Source organism: Maribacter litoralis (assembly GCF_003075045.1).
In the GTDB taxonomy this organism is placed as follows: Bacteria; Bacteroidota; Bacteroidia; order Flavobacteriales; family Flavobacteriaceae; genus Maribacter; species Maribacter litoralis.
In genome coordinates this window covers 802,844-829,633 of record NZ_QCZD01000001.1, presented here as the reverse complement: position 1 = coordinate 829,633, position 26,790 = coordinate 802,844, and the positions used below count along the sequence as shown (strand labels likewise).

23 protein-coding genes are annotated in these 26,790 nt (G+C 37.2%); 18 read left to right on the top strand and 5 right to left on the bottom strand.

The features are described 5' to 3' along the window. Positions 1 to 231: 231 nt before the first annotated feature. The 17 genes from DCS95_RS03935 to DCS95_RS03855 all read left to right on the top strand — a co-directional run bounded on the left by DCS95_RS03935 (position 232) and on the right by DCS95_RS03855 (position 21,543). Entirely contained in the window at positions 232 to 2,379 is a 2,148-nt protein-coding gene (locus DCS95_RS03935; protein ID WP_116769519.1) for a VIT and vWA domain-containing protein, read from the top strand. 291 nt (positions 2,380 to 2,670) lie between these two features. Next, positions 2,671 to 3,231 carry a hypothetical protein gene (locus DCS95_RS03930; protein ID WP_116769518.1) on the top strand — a complete coding sequence of 187 codons (561 nt, stop codon included), beginning with the start codon at positions 2,671 to 2,673 and terminating at the stop codon, positions 3,229 to 3,231. A gap of 21 nt (positions 3,232 to 3,252) precedes the next feature. Beyond that, entirely contained in the window at positions 3,253 to 4,143 is an 891-nt protein-coding gene (locus DCS95_RS03925) for an SH3 domain-containing protein (protein ID WP_116769517.1), read from the top strand. Positions 4,144 to 4,152: 9 nt separating this feature from the next. Next, positions 4,153 to 5,184: a hypothetical protein gene (locus tag DCS95_RS03920; RefSeq protein WP_116769516.1), complete on the top strand. Its 1,032-nt coding sequence runs from the start codon at positions 4,153 to 4,155 to the stop codon at positions 5,182 to 5,184. A 41-nt stretch (positions 5,185 to 5,225) separates the two neighbouring features. Next, the gene (locus DCS95_RS03915; RefSeq protein WP_164674110.1) at positions 5,226 to 8,258 is read left to right on the top strand and encodes a sensor histidine kinase; all 3,033 of its coding nucleotides are present in this window, start codon (positions 5,226 to 5,228) and stop codon (positions 8,256 to 8,258) included. Between the two features lie 6 nt (positions 8,259 to 8,264). Continuing rightward, positions 8,265 to 9,014 carry a LytR/AlgR family response regulator transcription factor gene (locus DCS95_RS03910; RefSeq protein ID WP_116769514.1) on the top strand — a complete coding sequence of 250 codons (750 nt, stop codon included), beginning with the start codon at positions 8,265 to 8,267 and terminating at the stop codon, positions 9,012 to 9,014. 48 nt (positions 9,015 to 9,062) lie between these two features. Continuing rightward, complete coding sequence (locus tag DCS95_RS03905; protein WP_116769513.1) at positions 9,063 to 9,452, top strand: hypothetical protein; 390 nt, start codon at positions 9,063 to 9,065, stop codon at positions 9,450 to 9,452. Between the two features lie 133 nt (positions 9,453 to 9,585). Continuing rightward, on the top strand, positions 9,586 to 9,882 hold the full coding sequence (locus DCS95_RS03900; RefSeq protein WP_116769512.1) for a type II toxin-antitoxin system HigB family toxin: 297 nt from the start codon (positions 9,586 to 9,588) through the stop codon (positions 9,880 to 9,882). Positions 9,883 to 9,891: 9 nt separating this feature from the next. Then, a complete protein-coding gene (locus DCS95_RS03895) occupies positions 9,892 to 10,263 on the top strand; it encodes a helix-turn-helix domain-containing protein (RefSeq protein ID WP_116769511.1) in 372 nt (123 codons plus the stop codon). Positions 10,264 to 10,635: 372 nt separating this feature from the next. Continuing rightward, complete coding sequence (locus DCS95_RS03890) at positions 10,636 to 12,276, top strand: TldD/PmbA family protein (protein ID WP_089259949.1); 1,641 nt, start codon at positions 10,636 to 10,638, stop codon at positions 12,274 to 12,276. A gap of 25 nt (positions 12,277 to 12,301) precedes the next feature. Beyond that, positions 12,302 to 13,618, top strand: coding sequence for a TldD/PmbA family protein (locus DCS95_RS03885; RefSeq protein ID WP_116769510.1), 1,317 nt, complete (start codon positions 12,302 to 12,304; stop codon positions 13,616 to 13,618). Between the two features lie 93 nt (positions 13,619 to 13,711). Further along, positions 13,712 to 14,332 carry a DUF4159 domain-containing protein gene (locus tag DCS95_RS03880; RefSeq protein ID WP_116769509.1) on the top strand — a complete coding sequence of 207 codons (621 nt, stop codon included), beginning with the start codon at positions 13,712 to 13,714 and terminating at the stop codon, positions 14,330 to 14,332. 10 nt (positions 14,333 to 14,342) lie between these two features. Next, a complete protein-coding gene (locus DCS95_RS03875) occupies positions 14,343 to 15,347 on the top strand; it encodes an AAA family ATPase (protein ID WP_116769508.1) in 1,005 nt (334 codons plus the stop codon). 18 nt (positions 15,348 to 15,365) lie between these two features. Then, a complete protein-coding gene (locus tag DCS95_RS03870; protein WP_116769507.1) occupies positions 15,366 to 16,265 on the top strand; it encodes a DUF58 domain-containing protein in 900 nt (299 codons plus the stop codon). Between the two features lies 1 nt (position 16,266). Continuing rightward, positions 16,267 to 17,562 carry a BatA domain-containing protein gene (locus tag DCS95_RS03865; protein ID WP_116769506.1) on the top strand — a complete coding sequence of 432 codons (1,296 nt, stop codon included), beginning with the start codon at positions 16,267 to 16,269 and terminating at the stop codon, positions 17,560 to 17,562. A gap of 23 nt (positions 17,563 to 17,585) precedes the next feature. Then, on the top strand, positions 17,586 to 19,796 hold the full coding sequence (locus tag DCS95_RS03860) for a tryptophan-rich sensory protein (RefSeq protein WP_244178368.1): 2,211 nt from the start codon (positions 17,586 to 17,588) through the stop codon (positions 19,794 to 19,796). Next, positions 19,789 to 21,543 (top strand): hypothetical protein, encoded by a 1,755-nt coding sequence (locus DCS95_RS03855; RefSeq protein WP_116769504.1) that lies wholly within the window; start codon positions 19,789 to 19,791, stop codon positions 21,541 to 21,543. The genes DCS95_RS03860 and DCS95_RS03855 overlap by 8 nt, the downstream gene beginning before the upstream one ends. A gap of 9 nt (positions 21,544 to 21,552) precedes the next feature. Here DCS95_RS03855 and DCS95_RS03850 read toward each other — a convergent pair whose 3' ends face one another. The 5 genes from DCS95_RS03850 to DCS95_RS03830 all read right to left on the bottom strand — a co-directional run bounded on the left by DCS95_RS03850 (position 21,553) and on the right by DCS95_RS03830 (position 25,577). Next, positions 21,553 to 21,966, bottom strand: a complete 414-nt coding sequence (locus tag DCS95_RS03850; RefSeq protein ID WP_116769503.1) for a DUF6691 family protein — start codon at positions 21,964 to 21,966, stop codon at positions 21,553 to 21,555. A 1-nt stretch (position 21,967) separates the two neighbouring features. Next, positions 21,968 to 22,528 (bottom strand): YeeE/YedE family protein, encoded by a 561-nt coding sequence (locus DCS95_RS03845; protein WP_116769502.1) that lies wholly within the window; start codon positions 22,526 to 22,528, stop codon positions 21,968 to 21,970. A 66-nt stretch (positions 22,529 to 22,594) separates the two neighbouring features. Beyond that, complete coding sequence (locus DCS95_RS03840) at positions 22,595 to 23,614, bottom strand: cytochrome d ubiquinol oxidase subunit II (protein WP_116769501.1); 1,020 nt, start codon at positions 23,612 to 23,614, stop codon at positions 22,595 to 22,597. Then, the gene (locus DCS95_RS03835; protein WP_116769500.1) at positions 23,611 to 24,924 is read right to left on the bottom strand and encodes a cytochrome ubiquinol oxidase subunit I; all 1,314 of its coding nucleotides are present in this window, start codon (positions 24,922 to 24,924) and stop codon (positions 23,611 to 23,613) included. Before DCS95_RS03835 ends, DCS95_RS03840 begins: the two co-directional genes overlap by 4 nt. A gap of 125 nt (positions 24,925 to 25,049) precedes the next feature. After that, positions 25,050 to 25,577 carry a DsrE family protein gene (locus DCS95_RS03830; protein ID WP_116769499.1) on the bottom strand — a complete coding sequence of 176 codons (528 nt, stop codon included), beginning with the start codon at positions 25,575 to 25,577 and terminating at the stop codon, positions 25,050 to 25,052. 175 nt (positions 25,578 to 25,752) lie between these two features. Between DCS95_RS03830 and DCS95_RS03825 the strand changes: the two genes are divergently transcribed. After that, positions 25,753 to 26,790, top strand: a complete 1,038-nt coding sequence (locus DCS95_RS03825) for a c-type cytochrome (RefSeq protein WP_116769498.1) — start codon at positions 25,753 to 25,755, stop codon at positions 26,788 to 26,790.

Genomic DNA, 26,790 nt, shown 5'->3' with positions numbered 1-26,790 from the left:
AAAAGTAGAATCCTTTTTTAGTTATAAACTATTGTGAATATAGGCCCACGGCTATTTATCACGTACCTGTTAAATCAAAACCCTAGAAGATAATCGCTAAATTTTAATATCCGGAATAACGGTTCTTTAACGAATTCTAGATAATATCCAACGAATTCTAAAAGCACCCAAAGTTACCGATCGTACCCCTTTAGATTTGACTTTTAATAGTAATAATCTAAAACTACGATCATGAAACCACTTTACACCTTTTTATTTTGCATTACCTGTTTTATAGGTTTTTCTCAAGTCGCCGATAGTCCGTATTTACTGGTCGCTACCGAGAATGCCATTGTACCATTGAAATCTTCAATTACAGAAGTCAACATAGCTGGCACCATTGCCCATGTGCGGGTTACACAAGTCTATCAAAATATGGGTTCAGAGGCAATTGAAGCCAAATATGTATTTCCGCTTTCTACCCAAGCGGCAGTTCATAAAATGCATATGATTATTGATGAGCGACTTGTTATTGCTAAAATATTTGAAAAGCAAGAGGCTCAAAAGGTGTATGATACCGCATTGGAAGAAGGCAAACGTGCTGCTAAATTAGACCAGCACAGACCTAATGTGTTTCAAATGAACGTTGGTAATATTATGCCCTGCGATGAAATTACGTTGGACATTTATTATACTGAAATTCTGGTACCTGTAAATGGCGAATATCAATTTGTAGCACCTGCCGTAGTGGGTCCACGATTTACTGGGGAAAATACGAATAACGAAGAAAGTTTCAATATGCCGTATACCGCTAAGGGAATAGCGGATACTTTCAATTTTGATATTTCCATAAGGTTGAATGCGGGAATGGTCATTCAGAATGTCAATAGTGCATCACACCACATAGCCGTTGATTATCCTGATGCAAAAACAGCCGAGATTATATTATCCGAAGGGAATAAAAATCCGTCGAACAGAGATTTTATCCTAAACTACAATTTAAGGGGTAATCAAATACAAACCGGACTATTACTATACGAGGGTGATGATGAAAATTTCTTTGCTTTTCAGATGGAACCCAATAGTGATGTGGTATTAGATGATATTCCTGCGCGGGAGTATTTGTTCATCGTAGATGTATCGGGCTCTATGAACGGTTATCCATTAGAGGTGTCAAGAACACTGATGCGTAATCTTCTATGCGGATTGCGAATGAGCGATACATTTAACGTTCAGTTATTTGCATCGAGTTCAACCATTTTTAGTCCCGCCCCTGTAGAAATTAACGAACAGAATATTGAAGCCGCTATACGGTTCTTATCCGAAGGTCAAGGCGGAGGAGGCACACAATTGTTAAGCGCTCTAAAAACAGCATATAAATTACCGAGAAAAGACATGAGCGTAGCAAGGTCTATGGTGGTCATTACCGATGGTTATGTAAGTGTTGAAAAAGAAGCCTTTGAACTTATACGTAACAATCTAGACCAAGCCAGTGTCTTCACCTTCGGCATTGGTTCTAGTGTAAATAGGTATTTAATAGAAGGTATGGCAAAGGTTTCCAACAGCGAATCGTTCATTGCCACCACGTCTGAAGAAGCTGCCGAAGTGGCTAAAGACTTTGCATATTATATAGCAACTCCATTATTGACACGAGTGAAGATTGAATCGAAAGGCTTTGATATGTACGACCTTGCCCAAAAGAGTATACCCGATGTTTTCGCGGCAAGACCGGTTGTTGTTCATGGAAAATATAGAGGTAAGGCAGAAGGGAAAATTATTGTCACCGGTTACCAAGGCAAGAAGCGATTTAGACAAGTGTATAATGTCTCTGACGGGCAATTAAGCAAGCAAAACAAAGCATTGGGTTATTTGTGGGCAAGAAAGAAAATAGCGGAGTTAGATGATTATAACAATTTGTTCAATGAAGACGTAAAAGCTGAGGTGGTTGCACTAGGACTCAAATACAACCTGCTTACCAAATACACCTCATTTGTTGCCGTTGATGAAGCCATAGTCAATAAAGACGGTACGCTTAAGAACGTGAAACAACCATTGCCAATGCCAAAGAATGTAAATAATTCAGCCGTAGGAGCAGAAGCAGAGGTGAAAGAAACTAGCAAATTCAAACGCACGTTTACCATAGATTTTGAAAACGAAATAGAGAAGAATGTAAAAAGACAATTGACGATGGAGTTCAAAGTGATGTATACCAAACTAATAACCGAGTACTTAAAAAAGTATGAAAGCTTGCGCATAAAATTCAATGTAGATGGAAAAGTGATTCGTGTAGAAAAACTAGAAAATGGTATCTGGACGATAGATGAAACTATACAATTGGAATTGGAGAAAATCAGTTTAAAATCCGTTAAAAAGGAAATTACATTAACGCTAAAAAAGTAGGCAGTATCAGTTTTCAGTAAGCAGTTTTTTAAATGTTGTTGCGAGGCACGAAGCAATCTGTATCAAGTTGGTAGCGATTGCTTCGTGCCTTTCTATATTATCTAATCTATAATTTTTCCTAGGTCTGTTTTTCTTTATAAAAGTCCTAGTGAAAACTAGATATAAACTGATTACATATGCACTGTTCAACGAATTCTAGATGAGGTGCTACGAATACTAGAAGACCACCAAAAACACCGGATGTCTACACTAATTTAGAGGTATAGAAACAAAACAACTAAAATTAATATCATGAAAAAACTAATTCTTTTAGCCTTTATATGTTGTGCTTTTATAACCAATGCACAAGAGTTTCAATTAACCGATAAATACAATGTAACCAATCAAAGAAGTATTGGTCAAGAAGAGGAAGATACTTGGGCTTTAGATGTTATTGCTTCAGAGAATCCCGGTAAAAGTTTAGCCACATTAGCTATTGCAGATTTTGGTTTATTAGATGAAATGCGCCTCTCGGTTTTAGAGAAGTCAGGTCTTGAAGAGGTAACCGAAGTATTAAAGATTACTATTGAATACAATACCTGTTGTGCAAGCACAGAAGAGTTCTATTATTTGGTAACCAATGATGATTTTATCGGCTTGCCAAGTGTAAAAAACGAGTATGCCTACGAGCCTATTTCAGACATACACTACATATTTCCAAACCAGTCATTTGGTCAGGAAGGAACCATTTTAAGAGCAGCATTACAATACACAGAAACATATACGATCAAAGACATAAAAGTACTTAGAAGTATTGCTTGGAACGATGATGACTTTGATACAGAAGACGCTATAACAGCAATTAATTATTAATAACCCTTAAAATTTAAAAACATGAAAAATGTAAAGAAAAGTGCCTTGTTCCTTTGCTTGTTTGCAATGGTGAACGTTTTCGCTCAAACAGAACAAGTTGAATTTGAAGTGATGGACAAAGAGATTCCCTCAGAAGAACTGACCTATGAGTATTTATTGGCTCACAAAGTATTTCTTCGCGAAAAGCCATCGGTACGCAGTAAAAAAGTAACGCTACTGGATATTGGAACCAAAATGGTACTGTGGGAAAAGAGCTTGTACGCCAAAGAAATAGATGGCATTAAAAGTCACTGGTACCGTGTAACAATGGGTGACCAAACTGGCTGGGTATGGGGCGGAATGATTGCTCAGAAATCCTTCGGGAGTATTGCAGACAACCAAGTGAAGTTTGTTTATGGTTATGAAAGTAGTGCCAAAAATGCATCTGGCGTTACGGAAACAACATACCAACTACGAGCCTTTAAAAACGGACAACAATTGGATAAAATGGTGTTAGATAGTTTGGCTGCGATTCCGGTTCATATTGAAAACCACGGTAGTTTAGGTCTTTTCAATGTAGAAGATGTGATTACAGTAGATTTAGCTGATAAGGACACAGGTTACCAAGTAGGTAAGAGCTACCTGTTTTGGAATAATGGTAGGTTCAAGAAAGTGGCGGACTTAATAGATTATGCCGATACCAATTATTTAAAAACAGAGCATTTTGTTTTTCCGTCGGATATGCAAGGGGTAAAGAGTACCATTTTGTTGAAGACGACCATTACAAAGAATATTAAATCCTTAGATGATGCATTGGCTCAAGATAATGTAGAATTCATTACAACACCTTATGTGTGGAACGGTTCTAAGCTGATTAAAAAGGAAGAAGCCCGTGAAATTAGAGATGATGCAGTAGTGAGTACGAATTTTTAAAGAACAGCTATGAATAAGTGTTTCATTTTGGTATTGGTTAGTGTGCTAATGCTTGGTAGTAAGAAGCCGTTTTCGTCACAGTCGGAAACGGCTCTTGCTTACCCGTTAGAAAAAGAACGAATAGTAGAATCCATCGTTTTTATTGCAGGTGTTGATGAAGGTGATAATACTTATTATAGCAATGCAAAACGGTATTTTGAAAAGCAAGGAATACCAATTGTAGATAGTTTATATTCCATTGACGACATCATAACCTATGTAAACAAAGCAGGGGAGCGGCACATAAAATTTAAGGAGATTAACATTGTAAGCCATAGTAATGCTTGGCTGGGTATGTCTTTGACAACTACGGTAAATGGCGAGCGTATTACGGTAAAAAGTTTACAACATGCGATGGCTACCAATAGCATCGCATCTAGTCGTGATGAGTTTATGAACGATACCAAGGTTATTTTTCACTCCTGCGGGTTAGGGGAAAACAAACATTTATTAAATCAATTAAAGCATGCTTTAGCGGCAGAACAAGTAATTGCTTCTCCTTATTTTAATGTATTTGGCGGTAAGTATGCCGAACATTATTTGGCAAAACCCTACTACGGTTACTACCCAACGGCAGAGTCTGAAGGTCCGGCATACCTTGCTAAAGAGTTTGAGCAAGAATATCCCAATGTAGCAATCGATTGGTTTAGCGCTTTAAAGACCAGGCAAGAGTCTTCTTTTGGAGAAGCGTACAGTTTTAAATTCAATATTCCGGTTGAATGGGAATTTACTTTTGATTCCGTTACCGATATACCTACTTTAGAAGACAAAGAAGCTATTATGGATTGGATTTCAGAGTCCCCTGAAATGGCTGAATTGATTTATAAATTAAAAATCCCGATAGAAAAATTCCGTTGGAGAAGTAGGGTACAAGGAAATAAATTAATAATAAAAGGAAAAACAACCGTACTCTGCGTATTGGCACCTATTTTGCAGGCTAATGATGCTAGTGAGTATCAAAACACAAACATACAAGACCCTTTATTATATCAAATATTATAGGCATAACAACGTTAGATAATTACTTAAAATAGAACACATATTTGAATCTGCTTAGAACATACGTCTTATTGGTATTTTGTTTCTTTGGAACAATGTATGTGGCTGCGCAAAATAGCCAGTTACGAGCATATACCATTGCAGATGGTTTACCACAGTCTCAAGTATATGATATTGTACAAGATGAAATGGGTTATCTGTGGTTGGCAACCCAAGGTGGCGGATTGGCAAATTTTGATGGCGAAACCTTTGAAGTATGGAATGAAAGTGACGGATTACTCTCTAATTATATTGATGTCTTATATACCGCAAATGACTCTCTTTTTGTGGGAACCAGAAAAGGACTTTCTATAAAAGTTAAGAACAACTTCCTAAATTTTAATTCCCCACAAATACTTGAATTCTACAATGCTGAAAATGTGCTGTATGTAGGTACTAAAAAGGGACTCTATAGCTATTCTAAAAATAAAGAATTAAGTAAGGTTACTATTAATCCTGAAATAGATTCTAGCGAAATTAATTCCATTCTTTTTGATGGAGATTACTATTGGTTAGCAACCAATAATGGCTTATGGAAACTTAATGAATTAAGAGATTCTGCAACAGAAAAAACAAAATTAGAAGTCAATAATTTCAAGTCCGTTATTGCACATCAAAACAAAATCCTTGCGGCTACTTTTGATGATGGTGTATTTATCATCAATCAAGATAATAACGATGATCGGTTTCTAATGCCAGAACCATCGCGTATAAACTCCATGTCAATTCAAAATACAGATGAGTTATGGGTAGCTACTGACAATGAGGGAATTGCTATTGTAGAAACGAATAAATTTGCAGAGGTAAAACAATTGAATACAGCTAGTGGTTTAGCAACTCCACATATTAGAAAAGTAGTAAAAGATGACAATGGCAATTTATGGATTGCTACATCTGGTGGAGGATTTTACAAGTACTTTCAGAATAACTTTAAGCACTATAATCAAAGATCAGGTCTTAAGGGAAATCGGGTTTATGCCGTGCATAATGCTGCAGACGGATTGTGGTTTTCCACATCAGAAGCTGGCTTAGCAAAAATAGATTCCTCGGGAATTCACGCACTACCAAGTAAGGGTACATTTTTCGATGTTAAGATCAAGACAATCGATAGCGATTCAAAAGGCAATATTTGGGCAGGATCAGACAATAGAGGGCTTTTATTTCGAGAAACTAAAATGGTTGATAGTTTAGTGTTCTCTTCAAGCGAGACCTATTTAATACAGATAGATACGGTTGCGGTTAAAAAGACCACCAATCATATTATTGATGAAAGTAAAGGTTTTCCATCCGATTGGGTACGAACCGTGATCGCAGCAGATGATTACGTATGGGCGGCAACCTATGCAGAGGGAATAGTGAAATTCAATTACTATTCAGATAATGATAGCCTTGTGGTTAGAAAAACCTTTTCTAAGCGAAATGGCATTACCGATATGCTGATAAAAGGCATGATAAAAGCACCAGATGGTAAGCTATGGTATTCCACGCAAAATGGTCATTTAGGGCATATAGAAAATAACAAGGTTACCAATATTGAAACCGGTTTAGAACAACAAACTGCAGTTAATACGATTTTGTTTCATGATGATACTATTTTCTTAGGTACATCAGGTAAGGGTATTTGGTATGCGAACAGCACTAATCCTGTAAATTTTCAACAATTAAAAGGAGCTAAAAACGTATCGTCTAATAACATTTATCAGCTCATATTTGATGATCAAGGCTTTCTGTGGGCAGGTTCTGAAAGGGGAGTGGACAAAATAGAATTGAACACCGATAATGAAATTGTAGATGTTTATCATTTTGGAAGAAATGACGGATTTTTAGGCATAGAAACGTGCTTAAATGCCGTAGATAAAGATGAAGACGGCAATTTATGGTTTGGGGCAATTTATGGGTTAACAAAACATATTCCCAGTGAAAGCAAGAAAACAGCAGCGCCACCAACAGTTTATTTTACGGGAGTAGAGGAGCGGTATAAGAATATTGATTCTTTAGTTTTAAAAGATTGGACAAACAGCAACAAAGTTTTACAGTTAACACCCGAACAAACACAATTAGGTTTTTCCTTTAGAACGGTAGATGTAGACCACCCAAAAGAGGTGGAATACAGAACAAAATTAGATGAAACGGAGTGGAGTCCGTGGGTAAAAGAGAACAAGCAGAATTTCGCGGGTCTGGCTTATGGACCTCATACTTTTCAAGTGCAATCTAGAAACTACAGGTGGCAAGAAAGCAAACCCATAACATTTAGTTTTTTTATTGATAGTCCGCTGTACCAAAAAGACTGGTTTCAGTGGTCGGTATTGGCGTTGGCGGTATTGCTGTTATTGGGAATAGGTTTGTTTTATATCCGTAAAATCAAGGCAAAGAATAGAGCGGAACAAGAACGGTTAAAAACACAGAATTACCTGCTGACATTGGAGCAGAAAGCACTGCAATTACAAATGAATCCCCATTTTATTTTTAATGTATTGAACGGGGTAAAAGCAATGGCGGGTACCAAACCGGAGAAGATGGATGCTACGATCAACAGTTTTGCCATTTTGTTGAGGGAAACACTTCAGAATTCAAGAAAAGAGCACATAAGTTTAGACCAAGAAATTAAGGCGTTGCGGCATTATGTAGAAGTGGAGCAATTAATGGCACAGAAACTCTTTGAGTATACTATCAAGGTAGAAACTAACCCTGATGCCGAAGAGATATTGATTCCGCCAATGTTAATTCAGCCCTTTGTAGAAAATGCCATTAGACATGGTATTTTAAAAGGCGATAGACCAGGTAAATTGGAGATTTCCTTTTCCACTACAAAAACTCATTTGCAATGTAGTATTGTTGATAACGGATTAGGTATTTTTAAATCGCAGAGCGAAAAACAGAAGACAGACCATCAATCAATGGCATTAACGGTAACCAAAGAACGATTGGAATCCATTGCAGGTAAAAACAGCTTGCATATCAGTGAAATCAAAAATGAAGATGGTAGCATTGGCGGTACCAAGATTACCTTTAAAATACCTTTACTAACAGATTATTAAAAAACTATGCACACAGCGATAATAGTAGAAGATATGATCGATGCCATGACCCTTTTAAAAAAGGATATTGAGACGCAACACCCAGAAATTGAAATTATCGCCACGGCGCAGAGTGTAGTGGAAGCCGCCAAGGTTTTACGCAAGAATCAGCCCGATATTCTGTTCTTGGATATTATGTTGGGTGATGGTACGGGTTTTGATATTTTAGAGATTTTTCCCGATTTAAAATCCAAAATCATATTTGTAACCGCCAGTGATGAATTTGCGATACGCGCTTTCAAGTTTGCTGCAATCGACTATGTATTAAAACCCTATTCAAATGCCGATTTAAGCTTAGCCATTTCACGAGCAAAAGAGCAGTTACAACCCAATAAAGAACGACTGCAGATTTTAAAGGAGACTATAGCAGCGCCAGAGAAAAAGCCGAACAAGATATCGTTACACACCTTAGACCAGATTATCATTGTTAGTTTAGATGATATTATCAGATGTGAATCCGATAGTAATAACACTATTTTCCACCTTCCAGATAAACGCAAAATTTTCGTAACAAAGACTTTAAAGTACTTTGCTGATTTATTGAGCAGTCACGATTTTGTACGCGTACACCAAAGTCACTTGGTGAATTTGCAATGCATCAGTGCCTATATAAAAACCGATGGCGGTTATTTAATGCTAAAGAATGGAGAGAATGTTCCGGTTTCAGTCCGTAAGAAAACCGAGATTATTGATATTTTGGATAAGATGCATAGGTAGGGGGTAGGTTAAGGGAAAATGATTTTATAATTATGATAAATGTTTTAAATGGGATACGACTTAACAATTAACCGTCTTAACGGTAATAAAATTACAAAAACTGAGTGGATAGAATTAATTGAATCAGATGTAGAATTTAAGCTAATTCAGGAAAATTCTGGAGAAATGCCTAATGGTAATAATATAAATGTACGAACTCCAGATGCTGGATTATGGGAATATGAAGATAGAGCTATACCATTTACCTTCAATGAGAATTGGGGTATTTCTGTAAAAAATCCTGATTTAAAAATAATAATAAAAATGATTTCCATTGCGGATAAGCTTAAAGCTCAAGTGCAGGGTGAGGAGGGTGAATTATATGATGAAAAATTTTTACAAGAACAGATAAAAGAAGGTTCCTTAAATGAAAAAAAATGGTGGCAGTTTTGGAAATAAAAAAATTCATTTACAATTTTTAAACTAAAACAGTTTAGAGTTTGTAGAAATAATTGAACTTTAGGGGAGGTGTCCAAATATTAGTAGTTCGTTATTAGAGAACTTTTTGTATATTTGTTTTATAGTTTTATCAATGAAAAGAATAATTGCAAAAAGTACGCTTCGTGAATTCTGGGAAAAGCATGCAGATTCGGAACAGTACTTAAAAACTTGGTATGACACCGCAAAAAGTGCAAAATGGTTTTCTCCAAATGATGTAAAACAGACTTACATTAATGCAAGCATTCTTAAAGATGGTCGAGTTGTTTTTAATATAAAAGGGAATTCTTACCGCCTTATTGTAAAGTTTAATTACGAAAAACAATGGGCATTTATTAGGTTTATTGGTACCCATGCTGAATATGACCAAATAAATGCAGATACAATCTAAATAAATAGTATGAAATTGAAACCTATAAAATCTGATATTGATTACCGAAACGCACTAAAGCGATTGGAAGTAATTTTTGATGCTCCCATTGATTCAAAAGAAGGAGATGAAGGAGAAATACTTTCTTTGCTTATTGAGAATTACGAAAATGAACATTATAAGATAGAGGCTCCTGATCCTATTGAAGCAATTAAAATTCGAATGGAAGAATTAAATATTCGTCAGAAGGACTTAGTCGGTATTATCGGAGGAAAAAGTAGAGTTTCTGAAATTTTAAATCGAAAGAAAAAATTAACGGTTGATATGATTAGAGAATTAGAACGAATACTTCATATTTCTGCTTCCGTATTGGTTAATAATTATGAACTTTCTAAGAAGTAGAATAGCTTAAAAAGCTAAGTTTATCAATATTTTGATTTCCATTGTGAATCAGTTTAGTTAAATATTAAAAAATACCCCAATCCTAAATTCCCATTTATTACTCTTCCGAAGATCAAAATATCATACCCATATTTTTACATAATTCTCAAAAGCACCGAATAAAGTTATATTTTATGTTAAGGTTAACATAATTGTTTCAAAAGCCTCTCTATTTTTAGAGGGCTAGAATTTGTAGAAAATAATCTCTCGGTATTCTAGTACTTTGATTTTAAAATTTTATACAGAATTAAAAGTCATACTTAAGAACTCACTATATATGTTATTCTTTAGAGTATCATATGCTATTATAAAGAACCAATTTAAAACTAACACATGAAAAGAAGAGATTTTGTACAGTACGCCGGGTTGGGTGCCGGAGCATTGATGATGCCGTCATTATTGCTAGGTAACGACATCCCTACAGAGGCACTACTGGAACCGGGTATGGATGCCTTGGTGAAAAAGAGAATGGCAGATGTTGCCTTGAATACCGCTAAATCATTGGGCGCTACGTATGCAGATGCCCGTATAGGCAGGTATTTAAATCAGTATGTATTCACCAGGGAAGACAAAGTGCAGAACGTGGTCAATACAGAGTCTTTTGGTATTGGTATTCGTGTAATCGCCAATGGTACATGGGGATTTGCCTCTACCAATAGCGTAACCGAAGACGGTATTAAAAAAGCGACCGAACAGGCAGTTGCCATTGCAAAAGCAAACTCTAAAATTCAAAAAGAACCGGTGAAGTTGGCTCCCGTAAACGCATACGGAGAGGTGTCTTGGAAAACCCCTATAAAGAAAGATTTTAAAGAAGTGCCTGTTTCGGAAAAGGTGGATCTTTTGTTAAGTGCAAATGCCGCTGCTTTGGATAACGGAGCAAACTTTGTGAACTCCGCCTTGTTCATGGTTAACGAGCAAAAATACTTTGCTTCTACAGATGGTTCTTATATTGATCAAGACATTCACCGCTTATGGCCTACTTTGAGAGTTACCGCAGTTGATAAATCTGCAGGTACTTTTAAAACTAGAGAAAATATGAGTGCGCCCGTAGGTATGGGCTATGAGTATTTAGACGGATTGGAATCTGAGAAAATAGATGGTCCGGCAGGATTACGATTATACAGAAACAGCTACGATATGGTAGAAGATGCCACTATCGCGGCTAAACAGGCAAAGGAAAAACTGACCGCAAAATCTGTTGATGCCGGTAAGTATGATTTGGTATTAGAACCGAATCACCTTGGATTGACTATTCACGAATCTGTGGGTCACCCATTGGAATTGGATCGTGTATTGGGTTATGAAGCCAACTATGCAGGTACAAGTTTTGCCTCATTGGATAAATTAAAATCGGGTAACTTTAAATATGGTAGTGATATTGTAAACCTTGTTGCGGACAAGACTCAAGTCGGTTCCTTAGGCGCTGTTGGTTATGATGATGAAGGTGTGAAAGCCAAGAAGTGGGATTTGGTACGAAACGGCGTATTGACAAATTTCCAAGCCATACGTGATCAAGCACATATGATCGGAGAAGAGGAATCTCATGGTTGTTGCTACGCACAAAGTTGGGACGATGTTCAATTTCAACGTATGCCAAACGTATCATTAGAGCCGGGGAAAGAAAAGTATTCTATTGCCGAAATGATAAAGGATGTAGAAAAAGGTATTTACATAGCAGGTCGTGGATCGTATTCCATAGATCAGCAACGTTACAATTTCCAGTTTGGTGGTACTGTTTTTTACGAGATTAAAAATGGTGAAATAGTAGGTATGTTAGAAGATGTAGCATACCAAAGTAATACCCAAGAATTTTGGAATTCATGTGTTAAGATTTGCGATAAAGATGATTACCGTTTGTTCGGTACATTCTTCGATGGCAAAGGGCAGCCTTCTCAGGTAAGCGCTGTATCCCATGGTAGTTCTACTGCCAGGTTCAATGATGTAAACGTAATTAACACTGGTAGAAACATTTAATTGGTTCACCTTAAAAAGGACAACAATGGCAATTTATACAAAAGAAGAAGCAAAAAAAATATTGGAGAAAGCATTGAGCTTTTCCAAAGCCGATACCTGCGAGATAAATCTAAGTGGTTATAACAGCGGAAATATCAGGTATGCACGTAATACAGTATCTACAGCAGGATTCAGTTCTAACCAAAGTCTGGCGGTACAGTCTAGTTTTGGTAAAAAATCTGGTACGGCAACTATAGATGAGTTTGATGACGCATCATTGGAAAAAGTGGTGAGAAGAGCAGAGGAATTGGCACAACTTTCACCTGAGAACCCTGAGTTTATGGAACCTCTAGGTCCGCAAGAGTATGATGAGGCAATAACGTTTAGTGAATCTACCGCCAATATAACTCCAGAATACAGAGCTGAGGTAGCGAGCAGCAGTATTGTGCCTGCAGATGCTAAAGATGTTACTGCAGCAGGTTTTTTAAATGACTCGGCAGGGTTTAGCGCCATGATCAATTCTAAGGGTTTGTTCGCTTACAATAAATCTACGGATGTTGATTTTACCGTTACCATGCGTACCAATGACGGTACCGGTTCTGGCTGGGTCAAAAGAGATTTTAACGATGTTGATAAGTTCGATGCCGATGAAGCAGCAAAAACGGCAATCGACAAGGCAGTACTTTCTAGAGAAGCGAAAGCTATTGAGCCTGGTAAGTATACGGTAATATTAGAACCAGCTGCATCGGCAGATTTGTTACGTAATATGTTCCGTTCTTTGAATGCCCGTTCGGCTGATGAAGGTAGAAGCTTTATGTCTGCTGCAGATGGTAAAAATAAAATAGGTCAAAAAATAGTTGATGAACGCGTTAATATTTATTCTGACCCGTTGAATCCAGAAGTACCTACAGCAACTTGGAACGGACAAGGGCAACCTTTAAAAAAGACAAGTTGGATTGAAAACGGAGTTGTTAAAAACTTGGCTTATGATCGTTTCTGGGCGAAAGAGAAAGGTGTTGAGCCAGTTCCTTTTCCATCGAATGCGATTATGACCGGTGGCGATGCAAGTTTAGAAGACTTGATCAAGAGTACTAAAAAAGGAATTCTAGTAACACGTTTGTGGTACATACGTAGTGTGGATCCACAGACCTTATTATATACGGGACTAACAAGGGACGGAACGTTTTACATCGAGAACGGAGAAATTAAATATCCTGTAAAAAACTTCAGGTTTAATGAGAGTCCGATCATTATGTTGAACAATCTAGAAACCCTTGGAAAACAAGTACGTATCAATGGTAATTTAATACCCTATATGAAAGTGCGCGACTTTACGTTTACCAGTCTTTCAGATGCGGTTTAATCAATAATAATACATTAGAAACTGGTTGTTTGTGACACTTCACAACAACCAGTTTTCTTTTTTAAGCGGAATAAAAACACTAATTACTTGCCCTTGAGCAACGAATTTTTCTTTACGAGATTACAGTATGAATCCGGCGATTGGGATGTGGATCAGCGTATGCCATCCAACTTGTTAAATTCATTGGTGGAGTATACGACCTTGAAAGTTGACACCCAAGAAAAGATAATCACCCTCGCCAGCGATGATATTTTTAAGAGTCCGTTTTGCTATATCTCAGGACATAAGTTGGTAGAGTTCACTAAAAAGGAACAAGAGAAATTTGAGAAATATGTCCGTAACGGAGGTTTTGTTTTCGCAGATGATTGCAATCATGATATAGACGGGTTGTTCGCCAAGTCTTTCGAGCGGCAAATGGAAGAAATATTTGGTCCGTCCGCATTAAAAAAAATACCCAACGACCACGAAATCTATACGATATTCTTTGACTTTGAAGATGGTCCGCCCACCACATCCCAAGAGCTGAACGGCTGGGGAGATGATTTGGTGCACGATTATTTAAAGGCAATTGTTATCAATGGAAGAATAGGGGTATTGTACAGCAATAAGGATTATGGCTGCGAGTGGGATTATGATTTTAGTAATAAACGTTGGTACAAAATAGACAATACACGGTTTGGGGTAAACATCGTCATGTATGCCCTAACCTCATAAACACATTTGAATGGATAAAGAATTACAACGCGTTGCAGATGAAGTAGAAATGCTTTCCGGTAAGTTGAGTGCCCTAAAGCAGGAGATTGGAAAGGTGATTATTGGACAAGAAGAAACCGTATCGCAATTATTGATTACGTTTTTAGCAGGTGGTCATGCTTTATTAGAAGGAGTACCCGGTTTGGCAAAAACCTTAATGATCAGAACATTGGCAAATGCAATCGACTTAAAGTTTAAAAGGATACAGTTTACACCCGATTTAATGCCCTCGGATATTATTGGGACGGAGATTTTAGAAGAAGATCATACCACAGGTAAAAAGTTCTTTAAGTTCAATAAAGGACCTATATTTTCAAATATTATACTAGCGGATGAAATTAACCGTACACCGCCAAAAACTCAGGCAGCCTTGCTGGAAGCGATGCAGGAGTTTGAGGTTACTTACGGAGATAAAACATATCCTTTAGATAAACCATTCTTCATTCTAGCAACACAAAACCCAATTGAACAGTCAGGTACATTTGTACTGCCGGAAGCTCAGCAAGACAGATTCTTATTGTACATCAAAATTGGATATCCTACGCAGAAGGACGAAGAAGCCATTCTAAAAGCTACTACGGGAACATTTAAAAAGAAGCTAAATAGAGTTATTTCAGGCGAAGATATCGTACGCTTGCAAGCATTGGTACGTGAAGTATCGATCAGTGATGCCCTTATTAGTTTTGTTAGTGATATTATACGGGCAACACGACCAGAAACCACTACGGTTTCTTATGTAAAAGACTGGGTAGATTGGGGCGCAGGACCGCGTGCAGGTCAAGCAATGATCTTAACCGCAAAGGCTAATGCATTGTTAGAAGGTCGGTTAGCGGTAACCTTAAATGATATTAAAGCAGTTGCATTGCCAGTACTTCGCCATAGGGTGTTGGTCAATTTTAGAGCAGAAGCAGAAGGCATAACATCAGATAAAGTGGCTACGCATTTATTGAATGCTATTGATATAAAAGGCAAGTAACGCTCCATTATCGAGTATATGGTAAAACAGGACTATCAAGATTTATTAAAACCAGAGGTCATCAATACGGTTGAGGGACTTTCCTTGATATCACGTATTGTGGTCGAGGGCATTACATCTGGTTTAAATAGAAGTGCCAGTGTGGGTCCTGGTATGGAATTCAGTCAATACAGAGGTTACGAACCCGGTGACGATTTACGATTGCTGGACTGGAAAATGCTGGCGCGTTCGGGCAGGTATTACATTAAACAATCGGAAATTGAAAGTCAGGTGACCATTAAGTTCATTGTAGATGCCAGTGCTTCAATGCTGCATAAAGAAAAGGACTTGTCGAAAGTTGATTTTGTACGTGTCTTGGTAGCTACATTGGCATACATGGGTCATAAGCAAGGTGACGCTGTTGGGCTTTTCGCACTCAATGAAAATGATGTGGTCAGTATTTACCCAAAGGCAGATAAAAAGCATTACAACAGATTGCTGCTAGAACTCATCAATCTCTCAAATACCGGCAAGTGGCCCGAAACAAATATTTCAAATAAGCGCATACCCAACAGAGGAGGGAAAGAGTTGATTTTTTTCCTGACGGATATGTATGAAACAGGAGAGGAGATTTCAAAGTTTATAAAAGGATTGAAATCTGCCAGAAATGAAGTTGTGGTACTACAGGTGATGGGATCAGCTGAAATGGATTTTAATTATGGCCCAAACATCACTTTCGAAGATTGGGAAACAGGAGCTCGAATAAAGGTGGATACCCAACAAGCGAAAACTGATTACCTGAACGCTCTTGAAAGCAGGTTAAAAAAAATCAAGGAAGAATTGCTTTCTAACGGAATAGACCATCATGTATTTAGAATGGATGCACCATTGGGCGAAGCGCTTCAATTATTTTTAAAACAACGAAAAAGAATCAATTAGTATGTCATTTGCACATCCTTCATATTTATGGGCTTTATTGGGACTTTTGGTTCCAATAGCAATTCATTTATGGAGTAAGAAAGAGTCAAAGACCATAAAAATTGGTAGCGTTCAATTGTTGTCAGAATCAAAATCGAAGCAATCTAGCAGCATTCAATTGAATGAGTGGTGGTTGTTATTGTTACGCATAGGTATTATTTCGCTGTTGGTTGTACTGATGGCAAAACCGCAATGGCATGCAAAAGTGAGTAACAAAAGCCTGACTTATATTGTAGAACCCGAACTCACGCAGTACTCCTATTTCATGTCCCGATTTAATGCGCTGGATGAAAGTCAGGAAATAAGACTTTTAAAAGAAAATTTACCATTAAAGGAAGATGATGAACAAGCTACAAAGAATAGTGTTGTTCAAGATTATTGGGCATTGGCATCTGAAATGGATGCCCTGCATACCGATAGTATTGTTGTCTTTACCAAGGGTTTTGTAAAAGGTTTAAAAGGAGCAAGACCAGAAACCAAACATCATATTAATTGGATAGTAATCGACTCCGCCTTATCAAAAGAACATCCATTATTAGCTTATAAAAAAGAAAACCAATTACAATTGTATACAGCAAGGAGCGCTTCTGATGAAACAAAAATCAGCAATGAGCTAATAACGCTAGGAAGTGAATATGCACTTAATGCACAGGGCGATAGTCTTTTGATTTCTAAGAATGGAACTAGTAAATCCGTCCCAGTGTTTACTCAAAACCCACTCGAAGTATCTATAATATATACCGATAGTTTAACAGCCGATAAAACATATTTAGAAGCAGCTTTAAAAGCGCTTTCTGTTTACTTGGATAGGGAAATTAAGGTAAAAACGAAATCAGATATTGACGATTTTACAAACAAAGAAGCCGATGTAGTTATTTGGTTGAGTAATAAGCAATATCCAAAAACTGTTCAGAAGCTTTTAGTTTGGAAAGAAGATACAATGGCGCAATCCATCATAACTGTTGGGGAAGATGATAACACATTTTATTTTACCAAGCATATCAACTCAGAAAATGCAGTATCAGAACGGTTAACAGAGAAGTTGCTGGGCGTTTTAGATGTAAACAGCGAGGTAGAACGGCTATTGGCAGAAGTAGATCATAGATCTGTAACGGCATCAGAATTGGAAACCACTTATACACCTGGTAAAAAGAAGCAAAAACAATTGGCAAGCTGGAATGTGAATCCGTATTTATGGTTGGTCTTATTTGCATTGTTATTGGTAGAACGCTTTGTGGCACATAAACGCAAACAGTAATGGAATCGGGCAAAATACACTTGATGAAATTTCAGAAGCGATGGCAGTTATTGTCATATGCTGAGGTTGTATTGTATGCCTTAGGCTTTGCGGTGCTTTGTTATTTTATTACTAAAAATGTAGTGATTAGCTTGGTGACGCTCCTCATTGGTTTGTTACTTTTTATACTGATAAAAAAGCCTTGGCAACATAACTTATTTTCCACAAGCACATATGTTGATGCACATGTTTCAGAAGCGTCTTTCAGTAGTGGACTCCTATTGCAACCAGAAGATTCCTTATCCAATCTAGCCAAATTACAACGTTATAAAGTTGCTCAAGAGCTTTCGGTTAAGTTAGGCTCGTTGACTCCGCCAATCGCCATAAAACAAGCGCTATTAGTTTTGTTAGGCTGCGTAATACTTGGGTTCGTAATTGATAAGTTACAAGTATTCAGTGGGGTTGATCAAGTGTTGAATAATCCCAATGATTCAGAACAAATTCAATTTATAGCAACGGATAGTTTAAAAGGTAAAAGCATAGTTCCAAAAATAGAAACACAAGAAATTAAAGTGCTGTATCCCTCTTATACCAGATTGGGCAGTACAACTACAAAAGAACCAAATATTAAGGCGGTAAAAGGATCAACAGTACAATGGAAACTTCAATTTGATCATACGGTCATTGATCCGGTATTGGAAATGATGGGAGAATTAAAGCCTTTACGGAAAGTCGGTTTAGGGTACCAAATTCAATTGCCATTAACAACTTCGGGTTTTTACAGTTTCAAATTTAAAAATGAAGAAGGAACAGAATTTACATCCGACTTGTTTTCATTGGAAGCGATACCAGATAATCCGCCAGAAATAGAGATTTTAGGATTGGAGCAATACACCTATTTTGATTTTTCTGATAAAAAATTTGTAGAACTGCAAAGTGCCATTACAGATGATTTCGGATTAGATGAAAGCTACATCATCGCTACGGTGAGTAAAGGAACGGGGGAATCGGTGAAGTTTAGGGAGGAGAAATTGAATTTTAAGGAAATTGTTTCAAAAGGTGTGAAATCGGTTAGGGCTACAAAAACATTGGATTTAAATGCCTTAAAAATGGAAATGGGCGATGAACTCTATTTTTATATTGAAGCCTTTGACGAAAAACGACCTAAACGAAATGTGTCGCGTAGCGAAACGTATTTTGCTGTAATTAAAGATACAGTTGGTGAGCAATTTGGTGTGGAAGGAACTTTAGGCGTAGACCAAATGCCAGATTATTTTAGAAGTCAGCGACAACTGATTATAGATACCGAGAAATTAATAAAGGATAAACCCACCATTTCAATTCAAGAATTTAAGTCGAGAAGTAATGAACTCGGGTTTGACCAAAAAGCACTTCGATTAAAATATGGTCAGTTTATGGGCGATGAATCTGAGATGGAAGAAGCTCCTGCTGAGATCGAAAGTCATGAAGAAGGTGAAGACCATGATCATACTGAAGATCAAGAAAGTATGTTAAAAGAATTTATGCACGACCATGATGGTGATAATGAGCATAATTTGGTAGAACAACATGAGCACGAAAATGAAAATGATTCCGAACCTGAAGATCCCTTGCACGATTACCTGCATAATCATGATGATCCAGAAGAATCTACCTTATTTGAAGAATCACTAAAAACCAAATTGCGAAAGGCGTTAAGCATTATGTGGGATGCCGAACTGTATTTAAGGCTATATGAGCCCGAAAAGTCCTTGCCATTTCAGTATGATGCTTTAAAATTAATACAAGAAATAAAAAACAGTGCCCGTATTTATGTACATCGCATAGGTTTTGATCCACCACCTATAAAAGAAGATAGTAGGTTAACTGGTGAAATAAAGGATATTGAAAATTACAGTAAGAACGAGTCTAAAGAGGTTGAACAACCTTTTGAAGCCATTGAGAAAGCTGTTAACCGTTTAGAACAATTGGTGCAAAAAGAAGATGATTACAATGCGAATGATTCCGCCCTTTTTTCTGCTGCAGGCAATGAGCTGGCACAATTGGCAATAGACAATCCTGGTAAGCATTTGCAGGTGTTACAAGGGTTAAAACGTATTGAAAATAGTACAGGGAGAACCCTCGAGAATTATCGGTTTGTACAAAAAGGCTTGTTATTGGCTTTACCGGATACACCACAAAAGCCCGGTGCGAAAAAAATGTATATAGATGAAATCAATTCACTATTTCTAAAACAATTGGAAGTATATGATTGATGGTTTCTCATTTTTACAGCAAGAATTGTTGATACCCATTATTTTGGGTAGTTTGTTGGTGTTTGTAGCTTTCGTTTTCAAGGAATGGATTACAAGAAGCAGTGGCAGATTTGTATTAAATAGTGTCGTTGCATTCGTAACTGTGCTTGCTTTGATGTGTATGGTTTTAGAGCCTACGAAAGAGGTGGAAATGCAGCAGCAACAAGGGCTTCTTTTGACTAGTGGATTTGTTAAAGATGAACAGGACAGCTTAGAGCGAGTTTATAAAGGCTTGGAAATACTGGAATATAATCCTAAGAAATCGATTCGTGCGAGTTTAGATTCCTTAACCAGTGTATTGGTTATTGGAAATGGTCTGGAAGAATTTGATTTTTATAAATTGGATAGTATCCCAACAACCTATTTGCCTAATGAAGTACCACCGGGTATTACAAGGTTAAAATTCACCCAGCAGTTGAATTTAGGTGAAGACCTGATTGTGAAAGGCGAATACGACCAACCCAAAAAAAGTTCTTTCTTGGTACTGCAAGACTCGAGAGGAAATGGGCTGGATTCTCTTCAGTTTAGAGATGCTTCTATACTTGATTTTTCCTTGACAGCCGTGCCCAAGGTCAGTGGTGATTTTGTATATCAATTAGCAGAAAAAGATAGTTTAGGAAATAGGATCGAGACCAACCCAATACCCATAACTATTCAAGAAAAGGAACCGGTGCGTATCTTGATTTTAAACACTTTCCCTACGTTTGAAACGAAATATCTAAAGAACTTTTTGGCTGATGAGAGCTACGAATTAACTGTTCGTAGTCAGCTCACCAAAGGCAAGTATAAATTTGAATATTTTAACACGAAGGCATCACAGATATATCAATTTTCATCGGAATCTTTAAAGCAATATGATGCGGTAATAGTAGATACGGAAACCTATTTTAATTTTGGAAAATCCATCAAGAGCAACTTTGAAAATAGCATTCGTGAAAACGGATTGGGATTGTTTATACAGCCAAGTGAGAAGCTTTTTAACTTAGGGGCTAAAACTTCTTATTTTAGTTTTAAAAGAGATGGTAGAAATGAATTTCAATTGCCGAATGCTAACATAACCGTGGAAAAATTTCCATTCCGGTTCAATGATGCCTTTGCTTTACAAGCTATCAATGCTCATGAATCTGGTAATTTATCCTATTATAAACAATTGGGCTTAGGTAGAGTTGCAACTACAACATTGTTAAATAGTTATCAGTTGATTTTAAAAGGAGAAGAGCAAGCTTATGCGAAAATATGGACCCAAATTTTAGATAAAATTGTAAAGCAAAAAGAACAAGCGGTCGATTGGGAATCGCAAACTGCATTTCCCAAAGAAGGAGAACCTTTTAATTTTAAATTGCGAACAAATTTAGAAGAAATTTCGGTGTTAAATAATGAAGGTAATCGTGTTCCCTTGCTTCAGAATTCAACGGTATCTTTTAAATATTCTGCAACGACATATCCGAAGAAAAAAGGGTGGAATACCTTAGCAGTGGAGGGTGATAGCACTACATCATTTTCTTATTATGTGTATGATACCAACGATTGGGAATCTTTAAGAGCTTCCAAAAAGATAGCTGCGAACAAAGCACAATTTAGTAATGATTCTAAAGAAAATAGGACGGTTATGGTAAACCATCCTATTTCTCCTATTTTGTTCTATATATTATTTTTACTAGGGGTAGGGTGGTTATGGCTGTCACCAAAATTATCTGCCGAAAACTAAAATGGTTTTTTAATGTGGTAGTTTATCTTTTAAAACGCCATATACGAAAGTGCCTAAAATAGCACTGGCAATAACGATTAAAATGGAAAGATAACCAGCTCCGGCAAGTACATACATAGGTCCTGGGCAAGCACCTGCCAAAGCCCATCCTAAACCAAAAATGATTCCGCCTACCAAATAATTGGTAACGCCTTTTCTTTTTGGGTGCAAGTTCATTTCTCTTCCACCAATGGCCTTGATATTATATTTTTTTATAACCTGAACACCAATTACCCCTAAAACAAGAGCAGAGCCAATGATTCCGTACATGTGAAAAGATCCAAATTGGAACATCTCATAAATTCGAAACCATGATGCAGCTTCAGATTTATACATGATGATACCGAAAAATATACCTATGGTCAAATAACTTAAATGTTTCATACTAACTAAAAATTAGGGGGAATAAAAGGTGAATCATAACCAAACCGCCAATAAAGAAACCGATAACGGCAATTAAAGAAGGCAACTGCAAATTACTTAGTCCAGATATCGCATGTCCGCTTGTACAGCCACCTGCATAACGGGCACCAAAGCCAACCATGAATCCACCTAAGATTAAGACTCCAAGAACAAATGGATCAGAAAGGTTTTCAGTTGCAAAGAGTTCTGGAGGTAAATAAGCCTTGCCGGCACTTTCAATTCCGTAGTCCGTTGAAAGCTGTTGGGCAACTTCGGGATTTATCTCAACGGTATTGTTAGACATAAATTCAGAAGCGATGAATCCGCCTATAACAGCACCGAGTACAACAATAAGGTTCCAACGTTGGGCTTTCCAATCGAATTTAAAGAAATCGGAATATTTACCTGCTCCACCAATGGAACACATCGTTCTCAGGTTAGAAGACATGCCAAACTGTTTACCAATGTAGAGCAGCACAAACATGGTACCTGCAATTAAAGGTCCGGCCACATACCATGGCCAGGGATCGTAAATCAAATTCATAGTATTATTTTGAAACGCAAAGAAATGGAATTTTAGACACTTGCTCGGTAACCAAAGTTACACAAGCTAACGCTCTAAAAGTTTAATGAGTTTAAATGATTTAAGTAAATGAAACAGACCTGGTATAATTAATACACCACCGATAATCAAAGAAACGCCGAGAACATCCATAACACTCTCAGGAACAGGTTGATCGTAAATGCTTATACTTCCGGTCGTTGTAAAAAGCACGTTTGGAAAATGTGTAATTGTGGCCGCAAAAAGAATAAAGAATATTTGCAGTCCCGCAAGTGCCCTTGAGATTATTCTTCTTCCAGATTTAATACTTTTCCAAAGGGGAAACAATAAAATACCCGAAATGATTATCGCGGAGATAGACCAAATGTTACCTATAAAATCTACCACAAAAGCAATATTTGAGAAATAGCCATAAAGTAGGGTAATAAAACCTAAAGAAACGACTACGATGGTTGCAATAGAGGCTTTTCTCATGTACATAGATTTACTAGTGTTGTCTACTTCGCCAATTAAAAATACAGAAGCCAAAAAGGCACAGAGTGCCGCATAAAAGCAACCAGTAAGTATAGAAAAAACATTGAACCATGAAAAAACATAAACCTCTAAAAAGTTGTGATTCTCCATTTCAGACGGATTTATAATGTCACCACCGACCACGCCACCCATGGTAAGACCTAAGAAAATAGGCGTAATGAGGCTTGAGATTTTAAACATCCAATCGTACAAAATCTGAGAATTATCCTTGTAAGCATCATAGTATCTAAATACAAAGGCAACACCCCTAAGTGTTATACCAAGTAATACCTGGGTCAACGGAATATGCAAGGCAAGTACTAGAATGTTATAGTAATTAGGAAAAGCAATCCATAAAATGACTATTAAAATGATGATCCAAATATGGTTTGCTTCCCAAACGGGACCCATTACCTGGTATACCGTTTTCTTGTTAATAGCTTGATTTTCTTTGGAAGAGAACAATTCAATGATTCCCGCTCCAAAATCGGCACCTGCCAACAAAACATAGAGCAATAATGACAAGGCAAGAAAGGCTAGTACAACGTAAATCATGCTTCATAGGTTTTAACATTGTTCAAAAACTTAATTTGCCTTGCCATTAACCAAGTAACCGCAATGGTCAAAATGGTGTAAATGGCAATATAGGTGTACAAGCTGAATACGATACCCGGCATTGGGGTAACCGCATCTTTGGTTTTCATAATGTTATGTATGATCCAAGGTTGCCTGCCAACTTCAGTAACGATCCACCCAGCTTCTAATGCTATAAAGCCCAGAGGAGCCAAAAATGAAAATAACAACCAAAACTTTGATGTGTTAAACCAAGATTTCTTTTTGAATTTGGCCACAAAAAATAGAATACCCGCAAACATTAAAAGGGTCCCTAAGCCAACCATGGTCTGAAAAGCGTAGTGGACCATGGCAACATTGGGCTGTTCATCTTTAGGAAAATCGTTCAGGCCTTTTACTTCTGCATTAAAATCGCCAAAAGCTAGGAAAGATAAAGCCTTCGGTATTTCTAGTTTGTACTTGACCTCTTGGGTATCGTTATCTACGATACCACCAATATAAAGAGGTGCGCCTTTTTGTGTTTCGTAGTGAGCTTCCATGGCGGCCAACTTAACAGGTTGCCGCTCCGCAATATCCTTTGCAGAAAGATCTCCACTTAGCGGTTGCAAAATGGCAGCAATTGCAGCGAAGGTTACCGCTATTTTAAAAGCTTTCTTATGAAGTTCAACATTGCGTTTTTTATAGACTTGGTAGGCATGAATACCTGCAACGGCAAATCCTGTGGCCGTAAAGGCGGCAAGTGTCATATGTAGTGCCTGTGTAAACCATGCAGGGTTCAGCAGCGCTTTAACGGGGTCTATATTTAAAAACTCCCCATTTATATAATCGAAACCCGATGGTGCGTTCATCCAACCGTTAGCGGAAACTACTAAAATACCAGACATTACTCCAGATATACCAACAATGATTCCGGTAAACCAATGAAATTTTTCGGGTATTTTTTTCCATCCATAGAGATAAAAGCCCAAAGCGACCGCTTCTACAAAAAAGGCAGCACCTTCGAGAGAAAATGGCATGCCAATTATAGGTCCCGCATGTTTCATGAACTCAGGCCATAAAAGTCCGAGTTCAAAAGAAAGAGCAGTGCCGGATACTGCACCGGTTACAAAGAAAATGGCTACACCTTTTTGCCAAGATTTAGTAAGGGTAAGGTAAATAGGGTTACGTGTATTCAACCATTTTTTATGGGAAACCACCATAAAAAACGGCATAACCATACCAATACAGGCGAAAACAATATGAAAAATAAGGGTAAACGCCATTTGTAATCTTGCAGCATCCAAATTTTCCATAATCACCTTTTTTAAGAATGATTACAAAGATACGAAACGGTGTATTTTTCTTGTGTTACAATGGTTACCTAAAACGGCATAATAATGTTAAAACTTTACTTTAAAATGAAGATATAAAGTAACAGCTAGGGCATTAAAATATATCCGTCCAATTGGTAATTGGCAAGTACCATCATGGCAGATAGCCCCAGTTCTGTATTTGCATTTAAATCTTCTGCAGTAATACCTCGTGCTGCGGTTGCCTGTGCACAAACATAAAATTGTACACCATATTCTTTTAAAAGCTTTATAACTTCTGCATTGGGGTTTTCCTTTTCGTATTTGGCAGTATACTTTTCTTCGTTTAACGCGGTAAAAGTAGCACCACCATGTATGGCGGCAACAATGTTTATGTTATCGGCAGAAACACCACCGGCACCTAACATATTTATTAAGCGGGCAATTTTAAAATAACCAATGTTAGTTCCGTGCATTTCACGGTCGTCTTTAAGGTCAAAAACGATATTGTATGTTTTAGAAGCATCGGGTTGCACTGCAACATCTTTGAATTCCTTTATTTTTCCATATCCATCTATAATTGGAGTGGTCCAATCTTGGGCAGTAGTAAGTTGCATAGTCATAAGAGTTATGAATAGTAGAAGTGTTTTTTTCATGTGTTCGTAGTATTTGAAATGAGTATAAAATTGGTTTGATCTTTACTAATGTCAGCATTTTAAAAAAGTAATGAAAGTAAGTTAAAGCATTTAACGCAAGTGTAACAAAGGTTACTGTCATAATGATGCAATAATTATAGATTCGTTATTTAAATTAGTGTTAGATTATTTTTCTATGGGTGATTTACAAAATCTGGCAAAACAACTTTTTAGGCTATTTAGTGTAGTGATAGTATTGATCGGGCTAATATTTATATGGCTACTAACGTACCGTTCATCTCAAAAAACTAAGGAAGTTTTGGTAATTGATGAACAAAAAGAAGAGAATGTTTGGAAAACTAAAGATGCTTTATCAGAAATTGATAATATGCCCGATGTAGTCAAGAAAGGTTATTATTTAATAGCTGAAACTTCAAAGTATATGGGTCCTAATGCTGAAAATTTTGAAGATAGATACAGTGGTAACAATCTGGCTTGTTCCAATTGTCATTTACAAAAAGGAGCACAGGCAGGTTCTGGGTCATGGGTAGGCATTTTAGAACGATTTCCGCAATTTGGAGGGCGAGGCAATAAAATAGGCACTATTGAAGATCGTATTAATGGTTGCATGGAACGAAGCATGAATGGTAGAATGCTTCCATCAGATTCAGATAAACTTGTAGCTATTGTTGCTTATATGGATTGGCTCAGTGAAGGGTTACCGAAGGAGAGGAAGGCTGAATTCAAGGGATATCCAAAAATTAAGATTCCTGCTGTTGTCGTGAACTTGGAAATAGGGAAGCAGGTATACCAAAAGGAATGTGTTGTTTGTCATGGTGAAAATGGAGCTGGCGCTCTTAATACTACAGATGGAAAGGGATACAACTACCCACCGTTATGGGGTCCGGATAGTTATAATGATGGTGCAGGAATGAACAGGGTGATAACATCGGCAGAGTTTATAAAAAGTAATATGCCTTACTTGCAGGCCACTTGGGATAACCCTAAACTTACGGATGAAGAAGCATATCATGTAGCAGGATACATCAACAGTTTTTCTAGACCGCATAAATTAAATACCGAAAACGATTATCCCGATAAAAAGTTAAAACCAGTGTCTACGCCGTACGGACCTTGGATAGATGATTTTTCTCCAGAGCAGCATAAATATGGACCTTTTCCTCCGATAATGGATTTCTATAAAGAGGAATACGGAATTACCAAAACGAAATAA